The following is a 22,809-nucleotide window of genomic DNA, read 5'->3' as shown; positions in this document are numbered from 1 at the left end:
TTTAGTACAGCCTTCTGAGCTACATTTGGGGCATCTAACCATGATCACTGACTCGTAAAAATGGATTAGCTTAGCTCAAACCACATTAAATTAACAATGCCCAAAATACTATCCTTGTTGACTATTTGTTGATTTGTATAAGAGGTTATTATCTAACGGCCTATTGATCGTTATGAACCATTTTGTCTAATTCCTAAAATCATTCAACAATAACAGGGACGCTTTTAGTGCCGTCGAAAATACCTAAACATTAGACAAAACATTGTGACCGTTTGCAATTGGATGAACTGCGTCATTCACGAAAGACCGAGTGCGACCCACAAGCGACAATCAGTAAACCGCTAATCGGTTGTCCGGTTCAGATATCAAACGAGACAGTCAGATTTAACTTAACGAATATCTAATCAAAAGAAAGACAATTGCGTCTTTATCCCTCTTAAGCAATGTTGCATCAGAAGGAAGCGAAAGCTCAAATTCTCCTTTTTCCTTTAAAGTATCTGTGACGTTAAGATCTGATAGCGTTTTTGATTCGATGTTATTCGCTTTCACAGCGTGTAATTGCAACGCATCGATAGTGATGTCCTTACCCTGAGTGAAATAAGGGAAGTGATCATGCTTCACTATAGTCTCAAAACTCTCGGATCCGTTTACAAACCGATGCCATTCACTTGGGAAATCTTGCCTCAAGTAAAACCCGAGTGCGAGTCCAGATGAGTTGGCTTCACCTATAATTTCCTTTAGATGTTCCAAGGCCTTATCCCGCATTTGACCGCCACCCTGCCTAGCCGTGTATCGAAAATGTAGGATAACGTCCGTGATGGTGTTGTAGTCAAACTGGCGGAAATCTGAAGGTAATTCCAGTTTCCAGGTGCTTTCGGCGCCGGCGCCTTCAAAAGGCAATAATCGCTCTTCGCGCAGATTAGTCTCAAACATGCCGCTGTCGTTATTCCCACTGCTGGTGACGATCGACTGAACCGTACCAAAATAATCGATAAAGCGATCATCTTCGCTACCCTGGCGGGCGTATTCGTCATCCTTGAGCAATGGTGATTTACGGAGCGAACTTTTAAGCAACGATAACGTGCAGCTGACGCTGGTATAGGGCCCGGTTACCGACGGGATAGATAGACTGACGTTCTTGATACGGCGTATATAATGGCCAGGTCCGTCGAGATCGAACAACCATTCAGGCACGTTAACTTCACAAATCCCTGTAGCTTTCAGGGCCAGAAGGGCTAAAGGATTAAGCTGTCGCAAGGACACATGTTTGGTCAGCTCAAACTCACGCTTGTTGTTTTCATGATAGGCCATCTCCAGTCGTTTGATATCCAAATAGAGTGCCTCGCCGGAAAGCACCCCCTTGCGTCCACTGTCCCAGTAGTTAAACTTGATATAATCAGTGGCGTCTACCTCGGGGCGCATCAGTTCCCGTTTCATCGTCTGTTCAGCTTTGCGTGCCGTATCGAAGGTGAAGCGGTAGTATTCGTAGAAAAGTCGCGAGATTTCACCTTGCATCCAGCCATAGAGTTCGGCATTGGTAAATTTGTCGCGCAGGAACCGATCGACTTCCTGGGAATTTTCGATTTGTTTCTTGATGTTGAGATACTCTCGGTGAGCGATCTGTTCGGCTATCAGCGAGGAGAGGATTTGCCGTCCAATTTGCATCAATTCGTGAGCGGCGAGGTTGTATTGCAGTAACCATTCATCGGCGCGGCGTTCGTATGACGCAGTTTTAGCAGCCATGCCAGCCTGTTCACGCTCCCAGGCTGATATGATCCCAAGAACATTTCCGGCAAATCTGGAAATTGATGAGAGCGCAGTCCCTACCTTTACATCCATAGTTGCGCCAAGCCCCCAAAAATGCAGGTTGGCTTTTGCGTCTGGTATTGAAACAAAGCTGGCTGCAAGAGCATGTGCTGAAGAGCTAAGCAGGCTGGTATCACGTGCCCTTTTTAAATGAACAAACTCGTTATCTTCATTGGTCGTCAAATGTAGCCTAGCTCTTCCTTCATCGGTAAGATTTAGTTGCGGAAAAGCCTGGGTTGCAATGGGTTTGTCGTATTGCCCGACCAATTTCCCATATATCTCATCGAAGTTTTCCTCGTTTAATTCGGGATGAATTAGGATTAAGGTATCCGGCGCATTCGGATCGGCAGGCGCTCCCAATAAACGCTGATAATAATGGAGCCGCTCCAACGCTGTTGCGCGGCTAGTGAGAAGCGATGTAGTAGACTCTTGTGCCGATTTCCATTGCAAAAATCGCACCTCCTGCTGCAGTTGTTGGATATTGATCTCATGGCTTTGGCGAAGGAGCGCCAACCGCTCACCATCGCCTTTTTCGATCGCGGAGAGCAGTGCAGAGCCTAGACCACGCACTTCAGAACACAACTCAAGCGCTTTTTGAATCAAGAACAAGGAGCGTACCGGGCTAATCGGCTGGTTCATCCCATTGACTATCGACCCTATATCGATACCCGCTGCCGCGGCTTTGACCAACATTCCGGGATCAAGTGGCGGATCAAAAAGGGCAAGCTGGCGCACTACACCTTCGATATTCATGCAGTTACGGATTTTGAACAGCCGGTCGGCCACCGTGTCCCAATATCCAAGCAGTTTGTCGTTGCGCGGGATACAGAAGTAAAGCGTGCGCCCGATGCCGAAGAGTGACCCGGTGGCGCTTGGGTCTGCCCCTTGCTTTTGCGGCAAACCGAAGTTGAGCGTCAGATTGCCTTGAAGTTCGACAAAGGTATTACCTATAGAATCGAGGTCTCGTTTCTTAAGTTCGGCAAACGTTTTCGGGCGCACCCGCCCTTGTTGCGGGATTTGCTCCGGACGCGCCCCCAGAATGTTCGCAGCCAGCACATAGCGTTGAGTTGCTTCATTGAGGGATTCTATCGTGTCTTGCCGGAAAAGCTGGTCACCCCAGGCAATGAGGTTATCTATATACTTCATAACAACACAGTACTGATAAGCAACCGGCCGGGTCCTAGCCACTTTATGTGGCTTAAAAGGGTCATTCATTATCGCTTTGAAACCACTCTCAATGTCACCCTTACATCTGCGTTCATCGTCGTTACACTCTGCATCTGGCTTACTTAACAGCGTTAACAGTTGGTCAATCTGCATAAAGCAACCAGGCTTGCGGAAAGCAATAAACTTCCAGTAGCGCTGCAGCGGGGGGATTGATGTGTCATTGCAAGTGGGGTCGAAGATGAAGTGAAACCAGCGCTGCGCCTCGGCAAAGCGTTGATTCTTGCTCAGATGCACCGCAATGGTGAGAGGGATATGAAAGAGCAACTCCCAGTTGTAGTTCGCGTAAGGGCCACTGACGCTGACGTCGATTTCCTTTATTGGAAATTTCAATTTCACAGTACCACTTGTTTGAGGCGTGTAATGGGATTTAAAGAACGTCTTGTCAGTTAGTTCTTGATGGAAATTGGGATCCAGTAATCCTGGTAATGATTCTTTGTTTAGCTTTTCAATCAGTTCCCCGACAAATGGGTGGAAAAAGTTTTCGAAGGTATAAGTAAATTGAGTATCCTGACGCTGCGTGAAATTTTCAATCCAATGGCTCATATCCTTAATTTTATGGAAATCTTTAATTTTTTCGATACTCATCGTCTCTGCCTCCTAAAATTTATCTTTTTTGGAAAGTATTGCGATTTCCAGTTGCGCCAAGCTCTGTGCCACCGAATAATATTGTGCCTGCCGTACTGATGCTCTTCTTGATATAGGCATCCTCGCTGACAAATCGCTCGATCTGAGCAGTATTCACCACTTCCATATTCCGCCCAGAGATTTTTGGACCAAGCAGATCCGTAACGACAGAAACCTTTTCTAGTACTAGAGGGGGAATTGTCAAATCCAATTTCGATCGGAATGTTATGGGGATATATCCAATCCACTTAGGGATTGCCAAAGGCTGTTCTGTCGTAGAGACGAAGAAGACATGGTGGCGATCTTCGTAGAAGAAGGGGGTATCCCGCGGGCTCTTTACGGAATGGCGTGGCTCAATCGTTTGATCACCATAGATCTGGGTCTTTAGAACGTCATGGGAAAAGTCCGGTGCCATACCAACACCAGGCTGGAATTTGTCGTACGAGATCGCCAGAACATCATTCTCGGTAGACAGGCGCCGCTGGTGTTCTCCAGACAGGCCGAAAGCGATCGGCGTATCCTCCTCCTGTATCGGCAAACTATGGGTGTTATACAGAAGGAATGAACCACTGCCCTCACCACGGATGAAGATGCGCAGTTCCCCAGCGTTATCTTCGAAAACCCTAAGCCACAGATTAGATCGGTTGAAGGCATTTTCGCCAGCGACTGGAAACGAACCCAATTCAGTCGGGCGGTTGACATCTGATGTTTTGGTCGGTTGCCACTTTCCGTTGTAATATTCGCTCCAGCAAAGTACGGCTTGCACCTTTAAAGTAATATTTCGCTTAGCATCCTCCTTGGCCGCTCCCTTTGCTTCACTCAAGGACATTTCAGAAAAATTTTTTTCTCTGCTCTTAGGATCATTCGGATCTTTTTTGGGCGCAGGAGTTGCCGCTTGTGAGTCAGTATTAGGAGGTGTTTGCTTGATAATTCTGAGCCAGAAAAGAAACAGTCGGCCTTTCCATACCACCGGAATGACTGGGTTATCCTCGATGTCGAGTTTGATATGCTCCCAAGGCGTCCAGTAACCGCCCTCGCGGCGGCGGTAGAAGTATTTCCGGTTGCCCCCAGAGGTGCGGGCTACTACATGGGCGATATCGTCCGAGGTTTCCACATCATTCTCGACATAATGGATGCCGCATGGTTCAAGCTTGGCGACTTCGTCAAGTTTTGAAAGGTAATTCAACAGTGCGACCGCCGCGCTGTCTTCGGTAATGTCACTCTGCAGCAACTCACTCATCGTCTCTTTGAAAAATGGTGACTGGTCATCGCGCAGCTCTGGCTCAAGCCAGTTTTCCGGCCAGAGGAATACTTTGCGATTGGCTTCCCAAACCCGGTAGCGTTTCATCCATTCCCATTGCTTTGCTTTAATAGACGATGGGTCAACTTTGTTTTTTTCGAGATTCATCAGGCAGCGCTCGATAAACAACTGGACTGATGACAGAGCATGACGAATCCTTGAGGTTTGCATGCAAGGCGACATCTGCACATCCATGAGGAAATATTCAAAAAGCTTATCCGGCGTATCAATATGTGCCGAATTAGGATTGGCACGCATTTGATGCAAAATGTAAGTGACCAGAGCATCGCGCTGTAACGCACGCATTTCATCGTTGATAGGCTTTAGCACATTGAGCCAATCGTTCTCCTCATAACGGGCACGCAACGCGGACTGTAAATCACGAATAATAGTTGCGTTTGGTTCGTTAGTAGTAGCTTTGATCAAAGCGGATGCCGGAATACCTAACTTTTTCATAACTGAATAGGCCGTATATACTCGGCTAAACGTATCTAAATCTTTCAACGTAGTTCGGTCTGCCTTGCCGTCTTTTATTTTTCCAAATCGAACAAGTAATGCGTCGAGCGATGCAGGCTCCCAGCGCGTGAGGGAAATCAGCAAGAGCTCAGGTTTGGCAGACACTGCGGTAAGATTCTTTATTATCGTTTCCGGATTATTGAGGACGGTGAGCAGACGCTCATCGTCGGGAGAAATCTCGGCTTTGATGTGGGAAAAGCCAAGCAGTGCCATGAGCGCTTTGAGAAGCGCAGTAGATGTGGCGTTATCTGGATCGCCTGTAACCGGTAGATTATTCAGCCAGCCTTGATCAACAATACGGTAATCGCTATGGGAAGCAAAGTGCACGGTTTCGCTCGCGGTCAATTTGAGTGCTTCTGCTAATGAAACAGCCTTCAAAAAGCGAACATAGGTAGTACGCAGGTGGGCGTTAAGTGTCTCCGAATAGAGATAGCGGGCCGGAATGATCTCTCTGCCACGTCCTTCGGTTTCCCAGCGCACCGTGAGCGTGTCCTTCACTCTCTCTACTTTGAGAGAAATGGAATAAAGTGTTCCCGCGCGCAGTTCTACGGCATCTTTGTTGCTGCGTACGTTGCCGTTCTGTACCAAATCAATAGTCTTGCCGTCGAGGGTCAATGTGACGAACGCTTCCGCATCGGTCTCGACATGAAAATTGTAAAAAGCGTTCTCCGGCATCTCCAAGTATCCGCTCCAGATTCCTGAAACGGCGTTGCCGCCATTGGCCGGCATCTTTGCTTTGTCTTTCGCGGCGGATGAATAGTCCAAATTGGCTTCAGCGTCGCTGGTGAAATCCACATCACTAGTCGCCGTGTCGCGGAAAAAGAACTGTGTCGAAAGCCCAGGTGTCTCCACGGCCGTAAGATCATTTAATGCTGGCTGGCTGACATCGTTGGTTGCATGTAAGATGTACTTACCATACAGTTTATTGTCAAGCAAAGCACTGGAAAACCCAATATCGGTCTTTGCGGCCACACTTATAGCCTGTAATGCCTGTTGCCGCTTGCGCCTGGGTTTGAGCGTCCCTAGAAGCGATGCTAAAAGGTTAGAGCGCCTTTTCTCTGGAAGCTCGTTCGAGGCGAGATAAGCATTGTAGAGCGGTAACAGTTCTAAGAAGCGATCGAACAATGCCCGCGATTTTGTATGAAGTTCGTCCACCGCATTCTTGAACGCGTGGGTCACTCCCGGAACGCTTTTGAGGGAATGTCGTATTGTGTCAGGCAGCACACCACCGGTGTAGGAAAGGCGTTTGCGTAGATTGTCATACGAGATTTTGCTCTGCCCCGCATCCAATATGGCCTGCTCCAAAGTGGCTTTGTCGTGGCTGTATGGTACGTTGGTAACCGTTTTTTCATCCAGAAGGCCGAAAAACCGATCAGTGATGTCGTTATCATAGACTAATGCCATTCTTGCTCGCGTAATTTGACCGTCCGGATCATCTACAACCACGAACTCGCTTTCGATTGATGCGAAACCAGTGCGCAAGGTGCGTCCGAATGCCAAAACTTCGTCGTCGTCCGGAGCCGACTTTCCGCTGACATCCTGGTTCCAAATGAGATAAAGCGCCTGTACTGGTTTCAACGATGCAGCGCGAAGACGGTTTAACATTTCGATCAGGCACATAATGGATGGATTTGGCGCATCCGGTGCGGTAAACGGATCAAACCCGGTGAACCGCGTCAACAATAAGAACTCGCGAACACTGAGTTTTAGTTTGCGCGCCAACCAACTGCGGCGAAATACCGAGCTAACATTGTCCATAGTGAGTGGCGTATTGGCATCGTAATTTAATGCTGTGATTATCTGGCTCAACTCATCGTCGGTGAGCAGGAATGCGGCACGCAGAGTTTCCGTATGCATCAAAAGCTTTTGTTTCTCGTCCGTGAGAAAGCTGCCATACCCGTTGTCAGCTAATATGGGATCTTGCTTCAGCAGCGCCGGGCTCAAGAACATCTGCCGGTAGAGAGATACAGACCCGTGCGTATCAATGGGGGCAAAACAGGCCAGCAGCGGCAGCAGGTCTTTTTTTGGCTTCAGCTTGAGGGACGCCATCACACGCTTGATGATCCCCAGACGCGGCAACAGCATCCGAAACCCCGCATCGAGCCGTTGCAGATTCACCGCATCATCTGTATGGTTCGGCGTTTGGTCTGCCGGGTAGAGCGCCATGATTGTTTTGTCGGTCTGCTCGATGGTCCAGCCCAGCTTCTTCCAAAGGCGAATGAAGCGGAGTAGCCGATAAAACTCGAAAACACTAATTGGCTTATCGATCTTGCCGGGATCCGAGTAACGAAACTCCAGCTTATCGAAACTGCAAATGTCCTCTACACCAGCGGGGTTTGCAAGTGTGATAAGACTCATGATGTTGGCATAGTTAGCTTCGTTTCTTACCCATGCCTTGATATCACCACCGTATTGAGCGACATCGAGCCCCTGCGGTAATAATTTATCGAACTCGGCATCGTCAATCGTGCCATCTTTGAACTGCTTTAATGTGATGAAAGGCACATACAACCGCTCCAGTTTGGGAACTAGCGTTGTGCTGGGATTGACGAAACGGGTATGCAGAATTTCGATGATGTCTTCATACGAAATACCCATTCGACGAGTGAAGGTTTTTGCATTCGAAAGACCAACTAAATACACATTGAGTGTATTGTTTTCATTCCGGATGTCATATACAAAAGCATCAACAATTGCCCAATTGCGTTCGGCTTTTTTAAGCTCCACTCTGCATATATCTGAAAGAGTCTTGCCATGTTGTTCAAACTGCTGACGTAGGCTCTGGGATATCTCCCCCTTGTTCAGTTCCTGGATAAAATTCAGCCCAATGCTAAATAAATACCCACCTAAAACATCCGCTTCCGAGATTGTCGTCGGGTAGCCATAAAGTTGCTGCAATGTCAAAGTGCCATCGCTGAGCACTGCATGCTCTGCGCGGGATAGTCGAAGCTCCTCCATCAGAATATCACGCCAGCCGTATTCAATAGGATTGGTCGGATCAGCTGGATTAGAGCGTTCAAGGTTGTCGCTCTCTCGAAGAGCTTCCATAACCTCGGGTAACGGGGACTCAAACCGGTCGAAATAACGGCGCAGGTATTCCAACGGCTGATGGAGTGGCGGCGGAAAATGTGCCGCCGCGAGGATCTTATACGTCTCTGCGCTGGCTAAAGTATTACCAAACTGGGGATTTGCCATCAATTCTTCTGCCGTGGCATCGTTATCGGTGTTGTGCCCTTCATATTTTTCAAGTGAGAGCTTGTTGAAAATGAAATACTCTAGCGTCTCGTTCACTAGGTCAATATATGGCAGAGGCTTGTTAGTGTTCTCACAAGTTAACTGGAGATACTGAATATCCGGACGGCGTTCGAGAAGAACATCTAACGGATTTTCTCCTGCATAAGTCTTTGGCAATTCGACACCCTGATTGTTGTATCGCTTTAGATCAATGAACTGCAACAGACTCACCAAATAAGCTGCCGGACTCAGGATGGAGCGGCAGTGTTCGCAGGCGCAGTAATCCATTTCGCCGAAAAGACTTTCAAGGGTCGGATAGGCAATAACATCACCAGCATTAGCAGGTACGTTGGGTGCTGGTGCCACGACTTGGGCAGGACTGTGAACTCCGATTGGGGTGGCGCTTTTGGCGGTTAAGTACGATGTCGCAATGTTTATAACTGCGTTGTGTACCTGCAGTGACTTGGCGTAGATTAATAAAGCGTTCTCTTCCCCCCCAACCTCATCCTTGAAGAGCCGAATAAAATCATCCCGGTCATAACTGACTACTGCATATGCCGAATCGATACCCTTTTTCAGTAATCCAATCATCGCGCTATCAGAAGGCGTAATTTGATAAACCCGCTGTATTTGCTTAACAGTTTGAGTGACCTCCTCGGTTACCTGAAGGGTGTTCCGGGAAATATACTGTTCAATTGGCTGCATTCCAAGCTCGAACTTGCCGTGATGTTCGCGCAAGAAACTGCTGGCAATACTGAAATTAGAGCCCTCAATATTTTTAATGGTTTCTGCAACCACAGCAGTGGGAAAACTTAATCTAACTTGCGCCGCCATAAGCTCTGCGTAATTAACCCGTTTCTCCGTATCGTCTTTGCCGCTGATCTCAGGAGGGATTACGCTGTCACCGATCAATTCAGACCACTTTTCAGCTTGGTAAAACCCTTGATCCACCAGATCGAGGGGCTGCGACAATCCATTCTGACCAGCGGTTAAATGTAGCTTGCTGATCAGTGGCGCGTTGTTAAGCGTCAAATAAGAGAGCTGTCCATCGATCCGTAAGCGTTTTTCTGCCGACTCCCCGAAAGTCTCTCGCACAGCAGTCCAAAGTTTGTCCGGTTCGGCGCGATGCTGAGTGTACAAGGTAGCGAATTGCTGTTGCCTCGCTGAATCATCGCCAAGCGACACTGAAAGCATTTCCTTGAGAGAGGATACTCCGGCCAACGCCGGAGTATCCAAAGAGCGCTGCACGGCAAGACTCTGGAAACGCTCACACACCTGAGGAAGTCTGCTCTCCAGCGTGGAGGAAATTACGCCCTGATTGATAGCCTGCTTCCAAATGGCTTCTGCAGTACTGGCGTCGGTTTGGTAGATCGCACCGTCATTGGCTGACAATCCGGCGCGAAAGAGCGCGTAGAAAAAGGCGGGCTCGATCGTTGGACTATTTCTTTCGTCCAGGGTCCTGGCGCTGAACTGATCCGCCAGTGCGGCAAGAGCAACTGCACGGGCATCCCATCCTGTTTTATTGGCCAAGTAGGTTATATCTTGCTGATCTTCAGTCTCCTTGAGGTCTTTCAAACTTACATGACAATTATCGGTAAGCTCACTAGTCAACGTTTCATATTCCGATGCAAGCGCAGAGGATGCTTGTTCAGCTAAAACTATATTCAACGTCTCGCGATTTGTCGCGTTGTAACGAACCTCGGAAGCTCCGAGGTATGTCGTTTCATCCTTAAAAACTCTGGACTGAAGATCGGGTCGTTGTTTGCAACGTTCTTTCAAACCTTTTATGAGAAAGGTGGCGTTATAGGAACCACCGCTTTCAGTTACGGTTTCATAAAGAGGTACATCGCCGCCAATATTTTTATCGACAATGACAACGCGCAGCCTGTCGACCCCTGCCCGTGTGGTGCTCAAAACCTTGCCGTCGACAGTGAATGTTTCTTCTTCATTTTGTCCTAAAGCCAACGCTCCTAATTCTTTTAGTAGATTATTGAGCGCATCGGCAGTTGGTGAATCCACTTCGCCGCTTTCAGTTAGGTGGAACTTGGTTGAGAATTGTTGTTGGAACAACCCAATCAATTTTTCAGTGTAGTCGTTGTATATCTGCGTTTGCTGTTCGCTTTTTAACCCTCCATAAAGCAAAAGTCTCACCCGTTCGGGCAACTGCACTACCTGTCGTTCGATAAGCAATAACAAGGTATCCTGTAAATTTACTACCTCCGCACCTTGATCGTTACGGCGAAGCGGTGGAATAATCATTTTCAACGATCGTTTCACGGTCGACGAAGGCGGTGGCTCTGTTGGATGAGGCTCGTTGGGGATTAACGGAACTGAATCGACAATATGCCCTGGCGATATCGCCGCATCAATAGCGGCCATCGTTGCTAAGTCAACCACACCTGTACTGTTTAACCCGTGCTCCTTCTGGCATTTTTGCACGGCTTCTTGCGTGACCGTGCCAAACATGCCGCGGTCTAGCTCTTCTCTAGGTATACTAAAACCGTGTTTGAGCAGTTTTTCCTGCAATATTTTTACTTCTTGGCCGTAACGTCCTTTAGATAACGGTTCATTTGGCATACAGGTTCTCCTTTATCCGGCGTTGGTCTGCTATAGCAACAGTCAGTGCATAATTCGTTTTCTTATGGTTGCGGCAATTCGAAGTCGAATCTGACGATGGCACTAGAATTGTGTACGATGAGCTGGCTACGCTGAAAAATGCGGAAGAATGAACGGGTTGAATCGCTTCCATCCCGAACAAATCCGACCATCACATCCGGTCGATTTTGGTCTGTTCCAGGAACTTGGAACACATGGCGTGTTATCGGTCTGCCTCCCAAGGAAATTAGCAATCCTTTATCTGGAGGGAGAGCGCCGGTTAGATGTATTCCGCCTTTTAATAGCTTTTCGAGTTTGTCGGATGTAGACGTTAAAGGTGTTGAAATCAATTGCGTGGTTGCATCACCATACCGTGAAGGATCGAGTATCAATGCATACGGCCCACGATGTTCGTCCAGTATGGCAATCGCTTTTTGCACTGCATCATGTATCGCTTCACCGAAGAAATCGGGTCGCTCTGGAGACAACGCTTTTACTTGTATCGATTTTCCGGCTGATTTGAGCAATCCTTTCTTTATTTTATTTTCATCTCCCCGTTGAATTTTAATTTGCTTTGGTAAAAGATCCGGCAAAGCATCCTGCCCGTGGAAAAAAAGGATATCTTCTGCAATGGCAATTAACTTAGCGCCATCACGAACCAGAAGTTCAACGTCTTCATTTGTTTTTGCCCCAGTTACCTGGCCACTCGTTAGCGAAAAACGGTAACCAAATTCATATAGCTGAGCAGTATCGGAATTCGAAATGGAACTAACGTCAATTTGCTCATCGTATTCGACAATTCCAGCTGGAAAACTTTCATCAGGCTGCGTGTGCGATATGGCTGGTTTGAATAAATGGGCGCCTACACGGAGGAGGTCAATTTCTTCTTGTACCGCGCGGTCTATGACATCCGTCCAGACCGATGAATCATCCTGCCATATCTCGTCACGTAATAGATAGTCGCTCATGGTACACCTCGCAAATAAGTTGTTGGTTGATCCCAAGACAGGCTTCGCTTGCCTATAGCAAATTGTAAAAACAGCTTCCATCATCCTTGGGTATTTCGATCACGTACTCTGGCGCAATATCCAAACAGCCGATAATTAGCCATCCTTGTTTTCCTTGTCCTTCTGTTTATTATTTATCGTCAATTCCTACTCATAGTTTCCCGGCCCAGCATGGGATTACCGCTCCGCTCTAAAGCCAGTGCGGGCTACATACGTCTCATCATCTCGATAGCCCGTCAGAGTGGGCTATAAAAAACGATGTAGTTAACTCGAAGAATGATGCCAGTTGCCCCCCTGACGGCCAGGTTGCCCACCACCTCCAAGTTTGCAGTTCCTCTACCTCTGTCCACCTTGACGAAGCCTTGCACGTTTGCGCTATCGACGGCCCATAGCGCATCATTAACGGTGCCGTCATAGGCGAAACTCGCCAGAGACATTGTGCAACTCGCTATCGGCGGTGCGTTTGTCAAGTTCACAGGTCCAACATCGAAAGTCAGTGTATCCCGGGTAACATCGCCTGAAGCATCGCCAGTGAAAAGACATTCAACGATTCCGCTGAGGATCGTGAGACCACCTCCTGCCAGACTTTTCGGAATCGTTTGATTGGGATGTACTGCAATCACTGAAATTGCCATAAAGTTCTCCGCTGTTGTTAAGTTTTGACCATTTATTGCTAAGTACCTTAGTGTTTGACGGGGTATTTACCCTGTTCGAAACATTTTCCTCAGGCAGGACAGGATATTCATCTAGTGCTTTCTCCTTCCATGCATCAATAACGCGCACACTCAACACCGATGCGGGGTTTGCCGATGACCAAACCCAGTGTTCCGGATAGGCCACATAACCCTTTCTTATTGGGGTTTTGTGGATATAGTTCAGCTTCTGCCGATAGAAATCCGGATTTTCAATCTTCTTCGGTGCATTTGGTATCCCTCCAGAACCGATATTTTCCCTTATCGTCCATGAGCAACCTCAAAACACCGGGCTCCGTGGTTTCAAGGTTGCTCTTGAACTGTGCCGATATAAACCGTTAAAATCCCATAGGCATCCAGCCATGTCAGGTGACGTGGCGATCAGGCGGATAGGGTTCAGCATGAACACATAGCCATTCAATTCCAGCCCTTTGTTCTCCTGGCAATAACGCAGCGACTCAGCCAAAATCTGCCAGCGGTTGTGCCGATCAAAGAGGTAATACCAGCGTTGTATCGTCAGCGTAAGGTAATACGTCCCGGCATTCAGATCAGCGTCGACACGGCGCCATAGCATTACATTGGTTTCCTTTAAATTTTCACACTGTGTCTATACCGACCTCGTGTGCTGGTATGCTGGACGGAATATTCATCCCATCCTTAACGTTATATTGCGACGTCGTACCACGGTCATCCATTTCATCATCCCACCATATCCAAAACGTTCGGGACGGGGTACATACCCGTCCCGCTCGGGAGAGCCCGAAAAAATCAAAGCCGAACCGCTATGCCTCGGAATCACTCCAGAAAAAACCGTCCGGCTAATCGCTCCGTATCATGTGGTGGATTGCTTCGCGAATCCGCCGTACATGGTTCGTATCCTACGCGGGCTTCTCACCATTATTTCTTGTTCGCCCAGGGCACTTTTTCGTGCGTCTTGTACATGGGCTTGCTCTGCTCGCTTGCCATCCTGGCAAGGTCTTGATTTGTGAGGGTATCGAGCGGAACTGCCGGTCTCCCCGAGCCCTGCGAAACCATGGCTCCCGGCAGAGCTAACCCAGCCTGGCGCGCGGCAAAAGCGCAGTTAGCACAAAGGGGAATGCTCGGGTTGACGTACAGAATCTTGTAACCGTTGTCGACGGCAAAACGAATCTTCTGGATCTCGGCGTGCCCGCCTGAATAAGGCACGAGCACTTCGCCCGGCTTGAGGTGTTTCTGGTCGATCTCGACCGTGGCGGAAATCAGCGTGACAGTCTTGCCGCTCTTGTCGACGGCCGGGCCGACGTCGATCGTGGTTTTCGGCTGCTGCTGCTCGCGTACAGCGGTTCTCATCAAATCTGCCGCTCGTGCACTGTATTCCTGCTGAGACAGCTGCGCTGAAGTAGTCGCCGGTGCGGATGCACCTATCGCACTTCCGCCGCCAGAGGTAGCAGGTTTCGGTGATGCTGAAGCCGGAGCTTGGGCTGGCTCGGAAACGATCGGCGTCCGTCCCGTCGTTCCAACCATGCCGCCTGGATTGTTGACGACCACATTGGCTAACGCTGCGTTGGACGCTGATCCCTTCTGAGCCCCTCCGGCCGCGGTGAGACCTTGAAGAACGATGTGCCGCGCCTGCTCCTGTCCGGCGGCTTTTCTTCGCGCTACGTCCTGCCTGGTTCCAATAACGGCCATGCTGACCATTCTATTTTCTTGATAGTCGTGCGGGACTAGGACTTCATCCATGACTTTCTGTGGCGTCCGGTCCAGCCGCGCCTCATCAATCCGTTCAAAGTCATCGGCCGTCACCCCTTTGCTAATGAAGTATTTGGCCAGGTACTCGGTAGAGGTCATCGGACTAAAGCCCAGCTTCGCTATAACGCTCGGCAAATCCCTGGAATGACGCATGATTTCCACAATCTGTTCACGATTGAGTTGAGTCGGTGACGGATGCTCTTCATCGGTTCCATTCGAGTCTATCAGCCTTATCGGGTTTTGAGAGACATAAGCAAATAAATTGATTCCGGCACTTACGTCTTTCGGATCACAACTCACCCACCTCCCCAACCATGGGGCATAATACCTCGCCCCGTGATAGTTAAACCCCGTCTCCTCATCCTGCTCCTTGCCGGTATACCGATACCGCTTCGGCGTATCGGTATTATTCCGCGCCGCCTGATAAGCCGTCGTGCCATGGGAATGATATTCCTCATAGGAAATCACCTGCGCCTGATCGGTCAGCTCCAGCACCGCAGAGCCTAAGTGATTGCCAAGCTGATACCGCACTAGTCGCTGCGGAGCCGGATCAATGCCGCGCGTCCGCGTTTCGATCAGCGCGACGCGCTGTTTGTCGTCCATGATGTGCAGCGTCTCGCGCTCCAGCGTGACGGCCTGCCCGTTGTATTTGCGGTACACCTCGAAGCCGCCGAGGTAAATACGCTCATCTTTCGGCTTGCCGTTCTGCGTTTCGGTGATTTTGCGCACCCGCTGGCCGCCCGCGTCATAGACGTACCAGGTTTTCTCCCCAATACCGCCGTTGACGACCTGGCGTTGTGAGCTGCGGATCTGATCCTTGAAATCCCACTCCATAGCCGGCAGGTGCGGCATAGAAGTCATGTTGCCGTGCGCGTCGTAGCTATATTTGGCGCCATAACCGGGCGTAGCCGTGTAGTCTTCCAGATTGTCGGGCTCGCCCGGCAAACGGGTGGCAAGCAAGCGGTTGCTGCCGACGGCATACTGGTAACAACGATTCCAGATCGCCTGTCCGGGTTGGTCAAGGTCGCGGCCCGGGTGGTGAAGCATCTGCAAAATGTTGCCGACGGCGTCGTAACGATAGTTCTCGACGTAGTTCCGCAGTGCCTGACAGTCATTAGGGATGGTGGGGACGATGCGCTTGCTGTTGTCCCAATCGGTTTGCTGGTCCCCACCCTTGTGTTCGCGACCGCTGGCCGCGATCAGCCGGTATAGCGCGTCGTAGCGGTATTCGGCGCCGGGTTTTACGCAGACATTGCTGTGAAACACTGTGTCCTGGGCCTCGTCGCGAATCTGGGTGATGTTGCCGACCGGATCGTAGGTGTAGAAAAGGTTTTGTAATGCCTCGGCTCCTCGCAGGGATTTCAAATGGTTCAGGCGGAAGGTGAATTCGTCGTACTCATACCGGGTGGAGACGCCATTTCCGTATACGATTAATTCGCGCTGGCCTTTGGCGTTGTAGTCGATGTCCGTGACGATGTGTCGAGTCGCGGTGTCGATATCGAGCAAGGTTTGTGGCTCGCCCTGCTGTTCCAGCCAGACGTCCATGCGTTCCAGCAGGCCGGCCTCGTTGTAGCTGGGTTGGATGATATTGAGTTTGGCGTCGGGCCGGTTGCTGTGTGCGGCAACAAGCTGAATCGGGCGATTGAGCGCGTCGTAGCGGGTGCTGCTGGTGAATATCTCCGCTTCCAGCGCCGGTTCCTCGGACCAGTCGGGTGTGGCTTTGTAATTGCTGATTAATTGGCGCGTGCTGCGGAGCGGGTTGCCTTTGAAGTCGAAGGCTTCGTCTTTATCGGTGACCGGGTTGTGCCCCATGCTGGTAACTAAGCCTGCGGTGTCGTAATGCTTGTAGGGTTTGCCGCGCAGGTTGAGCTGTTTAGTTTGATCATTTTCTGGATGATCCGGATCAACAAACAGGCCGTTATTGGGTGTGTCGCCGTAGATCACTTTCTCGAACTGGATGATTTTGTCAGGATCTTCCGGATCGGCGCCCCTGACGAAGGAACCTATTGGCCGGTGCAGTGCGTCGTAGTCGGTGCGGAACGTATGGCCTCGACTGTCCCAGGCCAGCATCGGTTTGCCGGCGGCGTCGTTGAGCATCCAGCGGTCGCCGGCGTCCATGCTGTGCTGAAACAGAAGATTGCCGGTGATGTCGTAGCAGGGTGTGAAATCAGTGACCGGGTCGGTTGCTTGATTGTTTTTCACCGGAGGATTGATGTATTGCATCACCCGATTCTTGCGGGCATCGCGAATCCATAGCGGCTTGCCCTCGGCATCGAGCTTGGTAAAGGTGAGATATTTTTCATCCTTCAGCACGCCAGTGACATCTTTGTACTTGTTATGGGCGACAGAGATCACCTCGCGGCCGAGGCTATCGAGAATCATGAGAGCAGGAGTGTCGGCATGCTCGGCCGCCAGTTGCGCGGCGCGTCTTTCTTCCGTCGTGCCGACGGATTTGCGTGCGAACCAGGCGTTGCCCGTTTCCTTGACGGTATCGTTCTGGTCGAAGCTGCGGACATACCAGGGCGAAAACTCGACCCGGCTGTAGCTGCCATCGGGCATTTCGGTACGCACGACGCGCCCCACGGGGTCGTAGTAGATAACCGGCGTAACGCCCACTTCGGGAGGATCCTCAAAGCGGTGGCCTACCCCGGGCGCGCAGAAGTAGGGTTCGTACTGCTTGACCGGTTTGCCTTTATTGTTGAGAATGGTCTTGCCGTTGGCAACCCAGCGCTGGGGCTGACCGTCGGCTTCCGGCTCGGCCTGGACTTTCTTCACGATCACGCTGCCCATGCCGTCCGAATACTCGAAAGCAGTTTGTAGCGGGCTTTTCTGGTCCGGCGCTAACTGGCTTACGTGTCGCTCCCGCAGAATACCGCAGGCGCAGGCGGGATTTTGCCCCCATCGAATAGCGGGTTTTCCATCCGGTCGAATAACGGGTACTCCATCAGGGAGCTTTTCTTCGATTTCACCAAAGTAATAGACATGGCGAGCAGAGGCATTGCCTAGCCATTCACTTGCCTGGGTTTCATCGTACGGCTTTTCCGTCACAAAAAATTCCGTGAGTTTATCTAATGACGGATTGGTAAGGTCGTCATTAAATCCGATTAGATTGTCGCCTTCCGCGCCTTTGCCTTTCACCGCCATGGCTGCGGGTAGGCCTAACACGTCGAAGAACACCGCGGACAGGTTGTCGTTGATGTCCTTCATCTCGCTCGGCGCCAAGACGCGGAAGTCGAAACGGATGACCTCGGTCTTGTTCTGCATCGCGTCGGTGCTCGATTTCACGAAGAGATCGCGCGGGTCGTATTCCAGCTTAGTGACGTTGCCGAAGGGGTCGGTATATTTCTCCGGCAAGTAAAAGTGCTGCGCCGCATCCGGCGCGAAGCCGGCGATGCCGGAGCGGATCCAGTATTGGCCAGCCAGTTCTTCAGTCGGAATTTCGGGCGGCGGTGTAAATCGAGCGATCAGATCAGCCCCGCTCAGATAACCACTCCGTTTTGCATCTTGAAGCTGACCACGCGCTGTTGTGCCGTTGACAACTTCTTCCAGCTTATTTATTCCAGTTGAATCCTTGAACACGGCATCGAGCAAGTTATCGGTCAGCGCCAGTTTATAAGCTTCATAGGCAAGCCCGAGGCGGCCGTGCTGTTTGAACGGCAAAGGATCGATCAGGTTTTCTTTGAAAAACAGCGTCCTTGCATGCTCTACCAGACGCTTTTCGACTTTTGGCCGTATCTCTCGACCAGATAATTTATGGTAAGCAAGTGTCTCCACTTCCTTCAAGTCTGTGCCAGTAGCTGGATAAACTGAGCTTAATTTGAATTTGCGAAGATTTTCCAGGCTGAAATACTCACCTGCCTGAATTTTTATGCCGGTCAGTTCGTAGGTCAACACTTCGCAAGGGACGCGTAAGCGGCGGTTGTCCAGTGCCGCCTCTTTATCTTCAGTCTGAGTTCCAAAATCTTCCGTATAGCGTGTTTCGGTATAGGCCAGATGGGTTTCCTGCTGGACATCGCGGATCAGGGTAATCTCGTCGTCCTTAAGCGATCCGTCCTTGAACTGTTTAATGCGCGGATAGACAACGGCTACCGATTGCAGCACGTTGCCGTATTCGTCGTATCGAAGCTTCAGGGTATGGGCAATGCGCGGATCGGGAAAAATATCGTCTTGCGTGAGATCCAGTTCGTAGTGATAACTGATGGCCTCGCTTTCTGCGACCAGAAATACTGCGTTCGGGTTGGTCGCCCTCGGTTGCAGGCGCCGGATGTGGCAGTTGTGGTAGGCGGTGAAGAACAGCTTTACCGGGCGTTGTTCTCTCTGTTCCAGCGCGCCCACGTGCAGCTCGTACACTTCCTGGCGCAGCATCATGCCTTTGCAGGCCCGTAAGGCCTCTCGCCATTCCTCGGCGTTGAGCTCTCCCGCAGACAGGTCGGGCTCTGGAAGGTCATTTTCCTGAAAATCTCCCAAAACGTTGTCCTTATCCGGCTTCAGGTCCTCGAACCATTTGGGGAAATACTCATTTTTGAATTGCGAGAGTATGTGGTCGCGGTCGAGAAAAGCGCCGGTGTGGTACCAGGTCACGGTCTTGACCGGCGGCTGGTAAAGAGTCTTGTCCGCTATAATGTAAGGGCTGTCGGCATTGCCTTGTTCGAATTTGCCGTAAGATTCCACGTCCAGCTGTTCGACGCGACCGAAACCGCGGAATTCACGTTCAGCTCCATCGAAATAACCATGATGATACGAGTAAGTGCTGGAGAAACGGGTTTTACGCCAATTATCGGAAACGGTGACTTTCTCGACCACATGGACCGGGAATGGCAATTTGGTAATCCAGGGTTTTCCTTTCTCTTTATCTTGGAGGTAAAACTTGGTGGAAGGCGCATAGTCGATTGTGGTTTCTGCTCCGAGATTGTTTTTTATTGATTTCAAGAGATGCGGTTTTTGCCCGCCCATCAGGTCAATATAACGCATTGGGCAATTTGCATAGCTGGGCAATGGCGATGACCATACGAGGCATGCCGTACCGTTCCCTAGTAAATCCATGGCTTGAATAGCGGCCAGATTGTCAACTGCCGGAAAACTGGGCAGTTCCGTCCGCTTTCCCCAGCTATTGCCCGACTGGTTGAAGTAGATGTGGACGCCTTTGCCATGCAAATACAAAATGTCTGTCGTGCCCGAACCGTCGATATCGGCTAGCCGGATACGGCGGGGATTGAACTGATCGCAGGCATCAAACCAGGGAGAATGATCCATGGTCACTTTAGCGCCGAAGCGGCAATAACCGAGGTTGGGCCAGTAACAGACTTCGCCATTACGGATGCGAACAATATCGGTCAGGCCATCGCCCGATACATCGGCTAAAAAGATGGATTGCTCGAGATCGGCGAAGATCAGACGCGGGCCTTTCTCTTCATCGAACTGTTGCTGGACTCGTTGCGCCTGCCCATAGCCTGATTCCGCCAAAGAAGCATGCCAGATGAAAGCTTGATCCTCGGAAATGAGAATGTCGGCATGCCCATCGCCGGTCAGATCGATAAATTTGAGATTCGGATCGCGGGTATCGATATTCGGCCAGGAGGAAAAGGCTTGAAAGGGTTCCCAATCTTGATCGCATGTGCGCTCATAAAAGCCGCAGACAGGGCCTTCCATTATTACGAGATCGGTATGGCCGTCGCCCGCCAGATCCATGAATTGAGCTTGGCCGCCCGCTAGAGTTGAATTGGGTATGAATGGAATTTGTTGTATGGGGCCGAAACGGGCGGTTACTGTTTCTTCGTTTTCGTCTGGATTAGCGCTGAGATTGCGTTTGTAAAACCAGCCGCCGGCCTGCTCGGTGAGAATGCCGGAGAGACCTTCGCCATCGAGATCGACCCATTGAAAGATCGATCCATCAAGACCCTGAGGCAGATTTTCCAAGCTTTTTGGGTCAACTTCCCGAATCGTTTCAACGATGTTTGGCTGGGTGTATTCGAACTCCAAGGGCGGTAGCGATTTTGACCGATAGCCGCCTCCTTGTTTTCGTTTATAGCTGACTTGGTTGACTGACTGCAGCAGGGAATAGAGAGGATCTTTTATTTCGTCTGGGGTGTTTTCGTATGAGTAGTTGAAATCCGTGGAACGCACCAAGCAATTAGCTTCGACTCCCGGTTCGCCTGGGAAATGATGGAACATTAAGACTCGCTGGCAAAGGCGGTAGGTACGAATTTCAAATCCGGCTCTGTAGGTAGAGAACGGATCGTTACGAATCGGCCAGGTCTTGCCGGTTTCTTTCGGTAATGGATTATCTCTATCATGTTCACCATAGTCGAAGACGACTTCAAAAAACCAGTGTTGGTTGACATCTTCTTCAGTGGTAGAAGCTGGCGGGCTGGGCCATGGCAATGTGGCTTGAAGTTTAGGGAGGTAAGGCTTGTGGTTGCCGTAGCGAATCCACTTTAAATACCGGTTGGCTTTACGAGTCGTGTCCGTGCGGTTTTTTTCATGCGTGAACGATTCTACGGTCCTGTTTAATCCATCGACTCCCTCAGAATCCTCAGGTTTGTAACCATAAACGATGACGTTACCTTTATCGTCATGACTTTCGCAGATCAACCAGGAAAAAATATGAGGAGAGCCGGCGTTGGCTGGATCGCCTGTAGTTGGATCAAGAGGAGGCTCAGCAATTCGGCTTTCGGCGGTCTTACCGTACCAGGTCGTGATATTGTCTCTGGAAATGGAGCGCCAAAAGGTGTCGTTAGAGTCGGCTTGATTTGTCCATCTTTCAATGCGGGCGAACAAGCCTTCGATTCGGGGACGGTAACTTTTGATGCGATAGATTTGATTGCCAACAGATCGTGGCGCTATTTGCTCTGGCGCCCAGTTTCCGGTGCCTTGGTCGATCAGAACCGGAACAAGATCTTCGGCGCCGGATAATATGAAAACATCCGGCTCTTCTTCGTCTTGATATCGAGGTAAGCCTTTGTCGGTTTTGCGTGTAATGGACGGAAGAGAAAGACTCCAGCCTAATCCAAACGGGCCATTGCCAGCACCTGAGTCGTAAGAAAGGGTGAGTTGAGGTCCAAAACCAGAACGGCCTGGTGACGCGGCGATAGGGATGGTCATCGAGCCCGTGCCGGTAACCGGATTGGCAGCAAATTTCTCGCCCATACCACGAATTGCGCCACCGCCTTTTGGAAGCGTGATCGAGGGAGGTGCTACACCTTGCTTTTCTGCGTTGGTTTTCTCAGTTTCTACAGCCATAACCATGGGTTACTCCGCTGCTGATACGTGAAAGGCGTTATAAAACCACTCAAGATTAGAATGATTCAAAAAACTGGGAAATCCAATCGCTGAAACTAGTAATCGAGTAGTGATTTGATACTAGTCCTAAAAGCCATATTGTGCAATTTTTCTAACATTTAAAGTTAACTGCATCTATAAGAACCATTGAAAACTGCGGATAATCTCTTAATCCTGGATGTCGGGAAGGGGGTAGATACCGGACATCCAGAAGCGAGATCTTTCGTTCATTTGAACGTCTGAAAGTGGCACAACTGAGACTGTCAATGTCGGATTCGCTCCAAGCTGAGGTTTGAAATTGTCAGATCGAGTCTGAGCTAATACAACTAAGTTACACCTCATATGTTAGCGATATATTTAGCTCGATGGTTCTCACGATATTTATATTCAAAGTGAATCGTCTATTGTAAATGGTTTCATAGAAATAACTGTTCAAGATTTTTGAAATTAAAACCTTATTATATGGACTTGCACTAACTCGGTATAAAAAAATATTTTTTATTCATCCTTGAAATCAAGATAATTTATTTGTATTGAACAAAGATTGTTAGGCATTTTGGAGTTCAGATAATTTCGGTTTTTATATTATTATTTTATTTAACTATTTATATAAGTGAATGGATAATAATTAATAATATTAATCTCATTATTAATCACTCTTCTTTGCCTGCTTAAGCACCCACTAAACCTTGAGTCTTCCTACAGAGAGAGCAGTATACAGTTACCGTATTAAGACTCCTCTGTTCATTGTATGCATCCAGCCCTACCATCTAGCGCTATTTCTGCTTTAGCGTTTCAATAA

General features: G+C 49.6%; 6 protein-coding genes. All 6 read right to left on the bottom strand.

Going from position 1 to position 22,809, the window contains the following annotated elements; all coding sequences use genetic code 11:
* Positions 1-384 precede the first annotated feature (384 nt).
* The 6 genes from IT781_RS18740 to IT781_RS18715 all read right to left on the bottom strand — a co-directional run bounded on the left by IT781_RS18740 (position 385) and on the right by IT781_RS18715 (position 21,968).
* Positions 385-3,618 (bottom strand): toxin, encoded by a 3,234-nt coding sequence (locus IT781_RS18740; protein WP_194971703.1) that lies wholly within the window; start codon positions 3,616-3,618, stop codon positions 385-387.
* 19 nt (positions 3,619-3,637) lie between these two features.
* A complete protein-coding gene (locus IT781_RS18735; protein WP_194971702.1) occupies positions 3,638-11,284 on the bottom strand; it encodes a neuraminidase-like domain-containing protein in 7,647 nt (2,548 codons plus the stop codon).
* 62 nt (positions 11,285-11,346) lie between these two features.
* The gene (locus IT781_RS18730) at positions 11,347-12,270 is read right to left on the bottom strand and encodes an encapsulin (protein ID WP_194971701.1); all 924 of its coding nucleotides are present in this window, start codon (positions 12,268-12,270) and stop codon (positions 11,347-11,349) included.
* Positions 12,271-12,545: 275 nt separating this feature from the next.
* Positions 12,546-12,944, bottom strand: a complete 399-nt coding sequence (locus IT781_RS18725) for a hypothetical protein (RefSeq protein ID WP_194971704.1) — start codon at positions 12,942-12,944, stop codon at positions 12,546-12,548.
* 337 nt (positions 12,945-13,281) lie between these two features.
* Complete coding sequence (locus tag IT781_RS22495; protein ID WP_228779272.1) at positions 13,282-13,575, bottom strand: hypothetical protein; 294 nt, start codon at positions 13,573-13,575, stop codon at positions 13,282-13,284.
* Between the two features lie 323 nt (positions 13,576-13,898).
* Positions 13,899-21,968, bottom strand: coding sequence for a SpvB/TcaC N-terminal domain-containing protein (locus IT781_RS18715; protein WP_228779271.1), 8,070 nt, complete (start codon positions 21,966-21,968; stop codon positions 13,899-13,901).
* Positions 21,969-22,809 lie beyond the last annotated feature (841 nt).

Origin of the sequence: Methylobacter sp. BlB1 (assembly GCF_015476545.1) — a bacterium.
Taxonomy (GTDB): domain Bacteria; phylum Pseudomonadota; class Gammaproteobacteria; order Methylococcales; family Methylomonadaceae; genus Methylobacter.
This window is presented reverse-complemented; position numbering and strand designations above follow the sequence as displayed.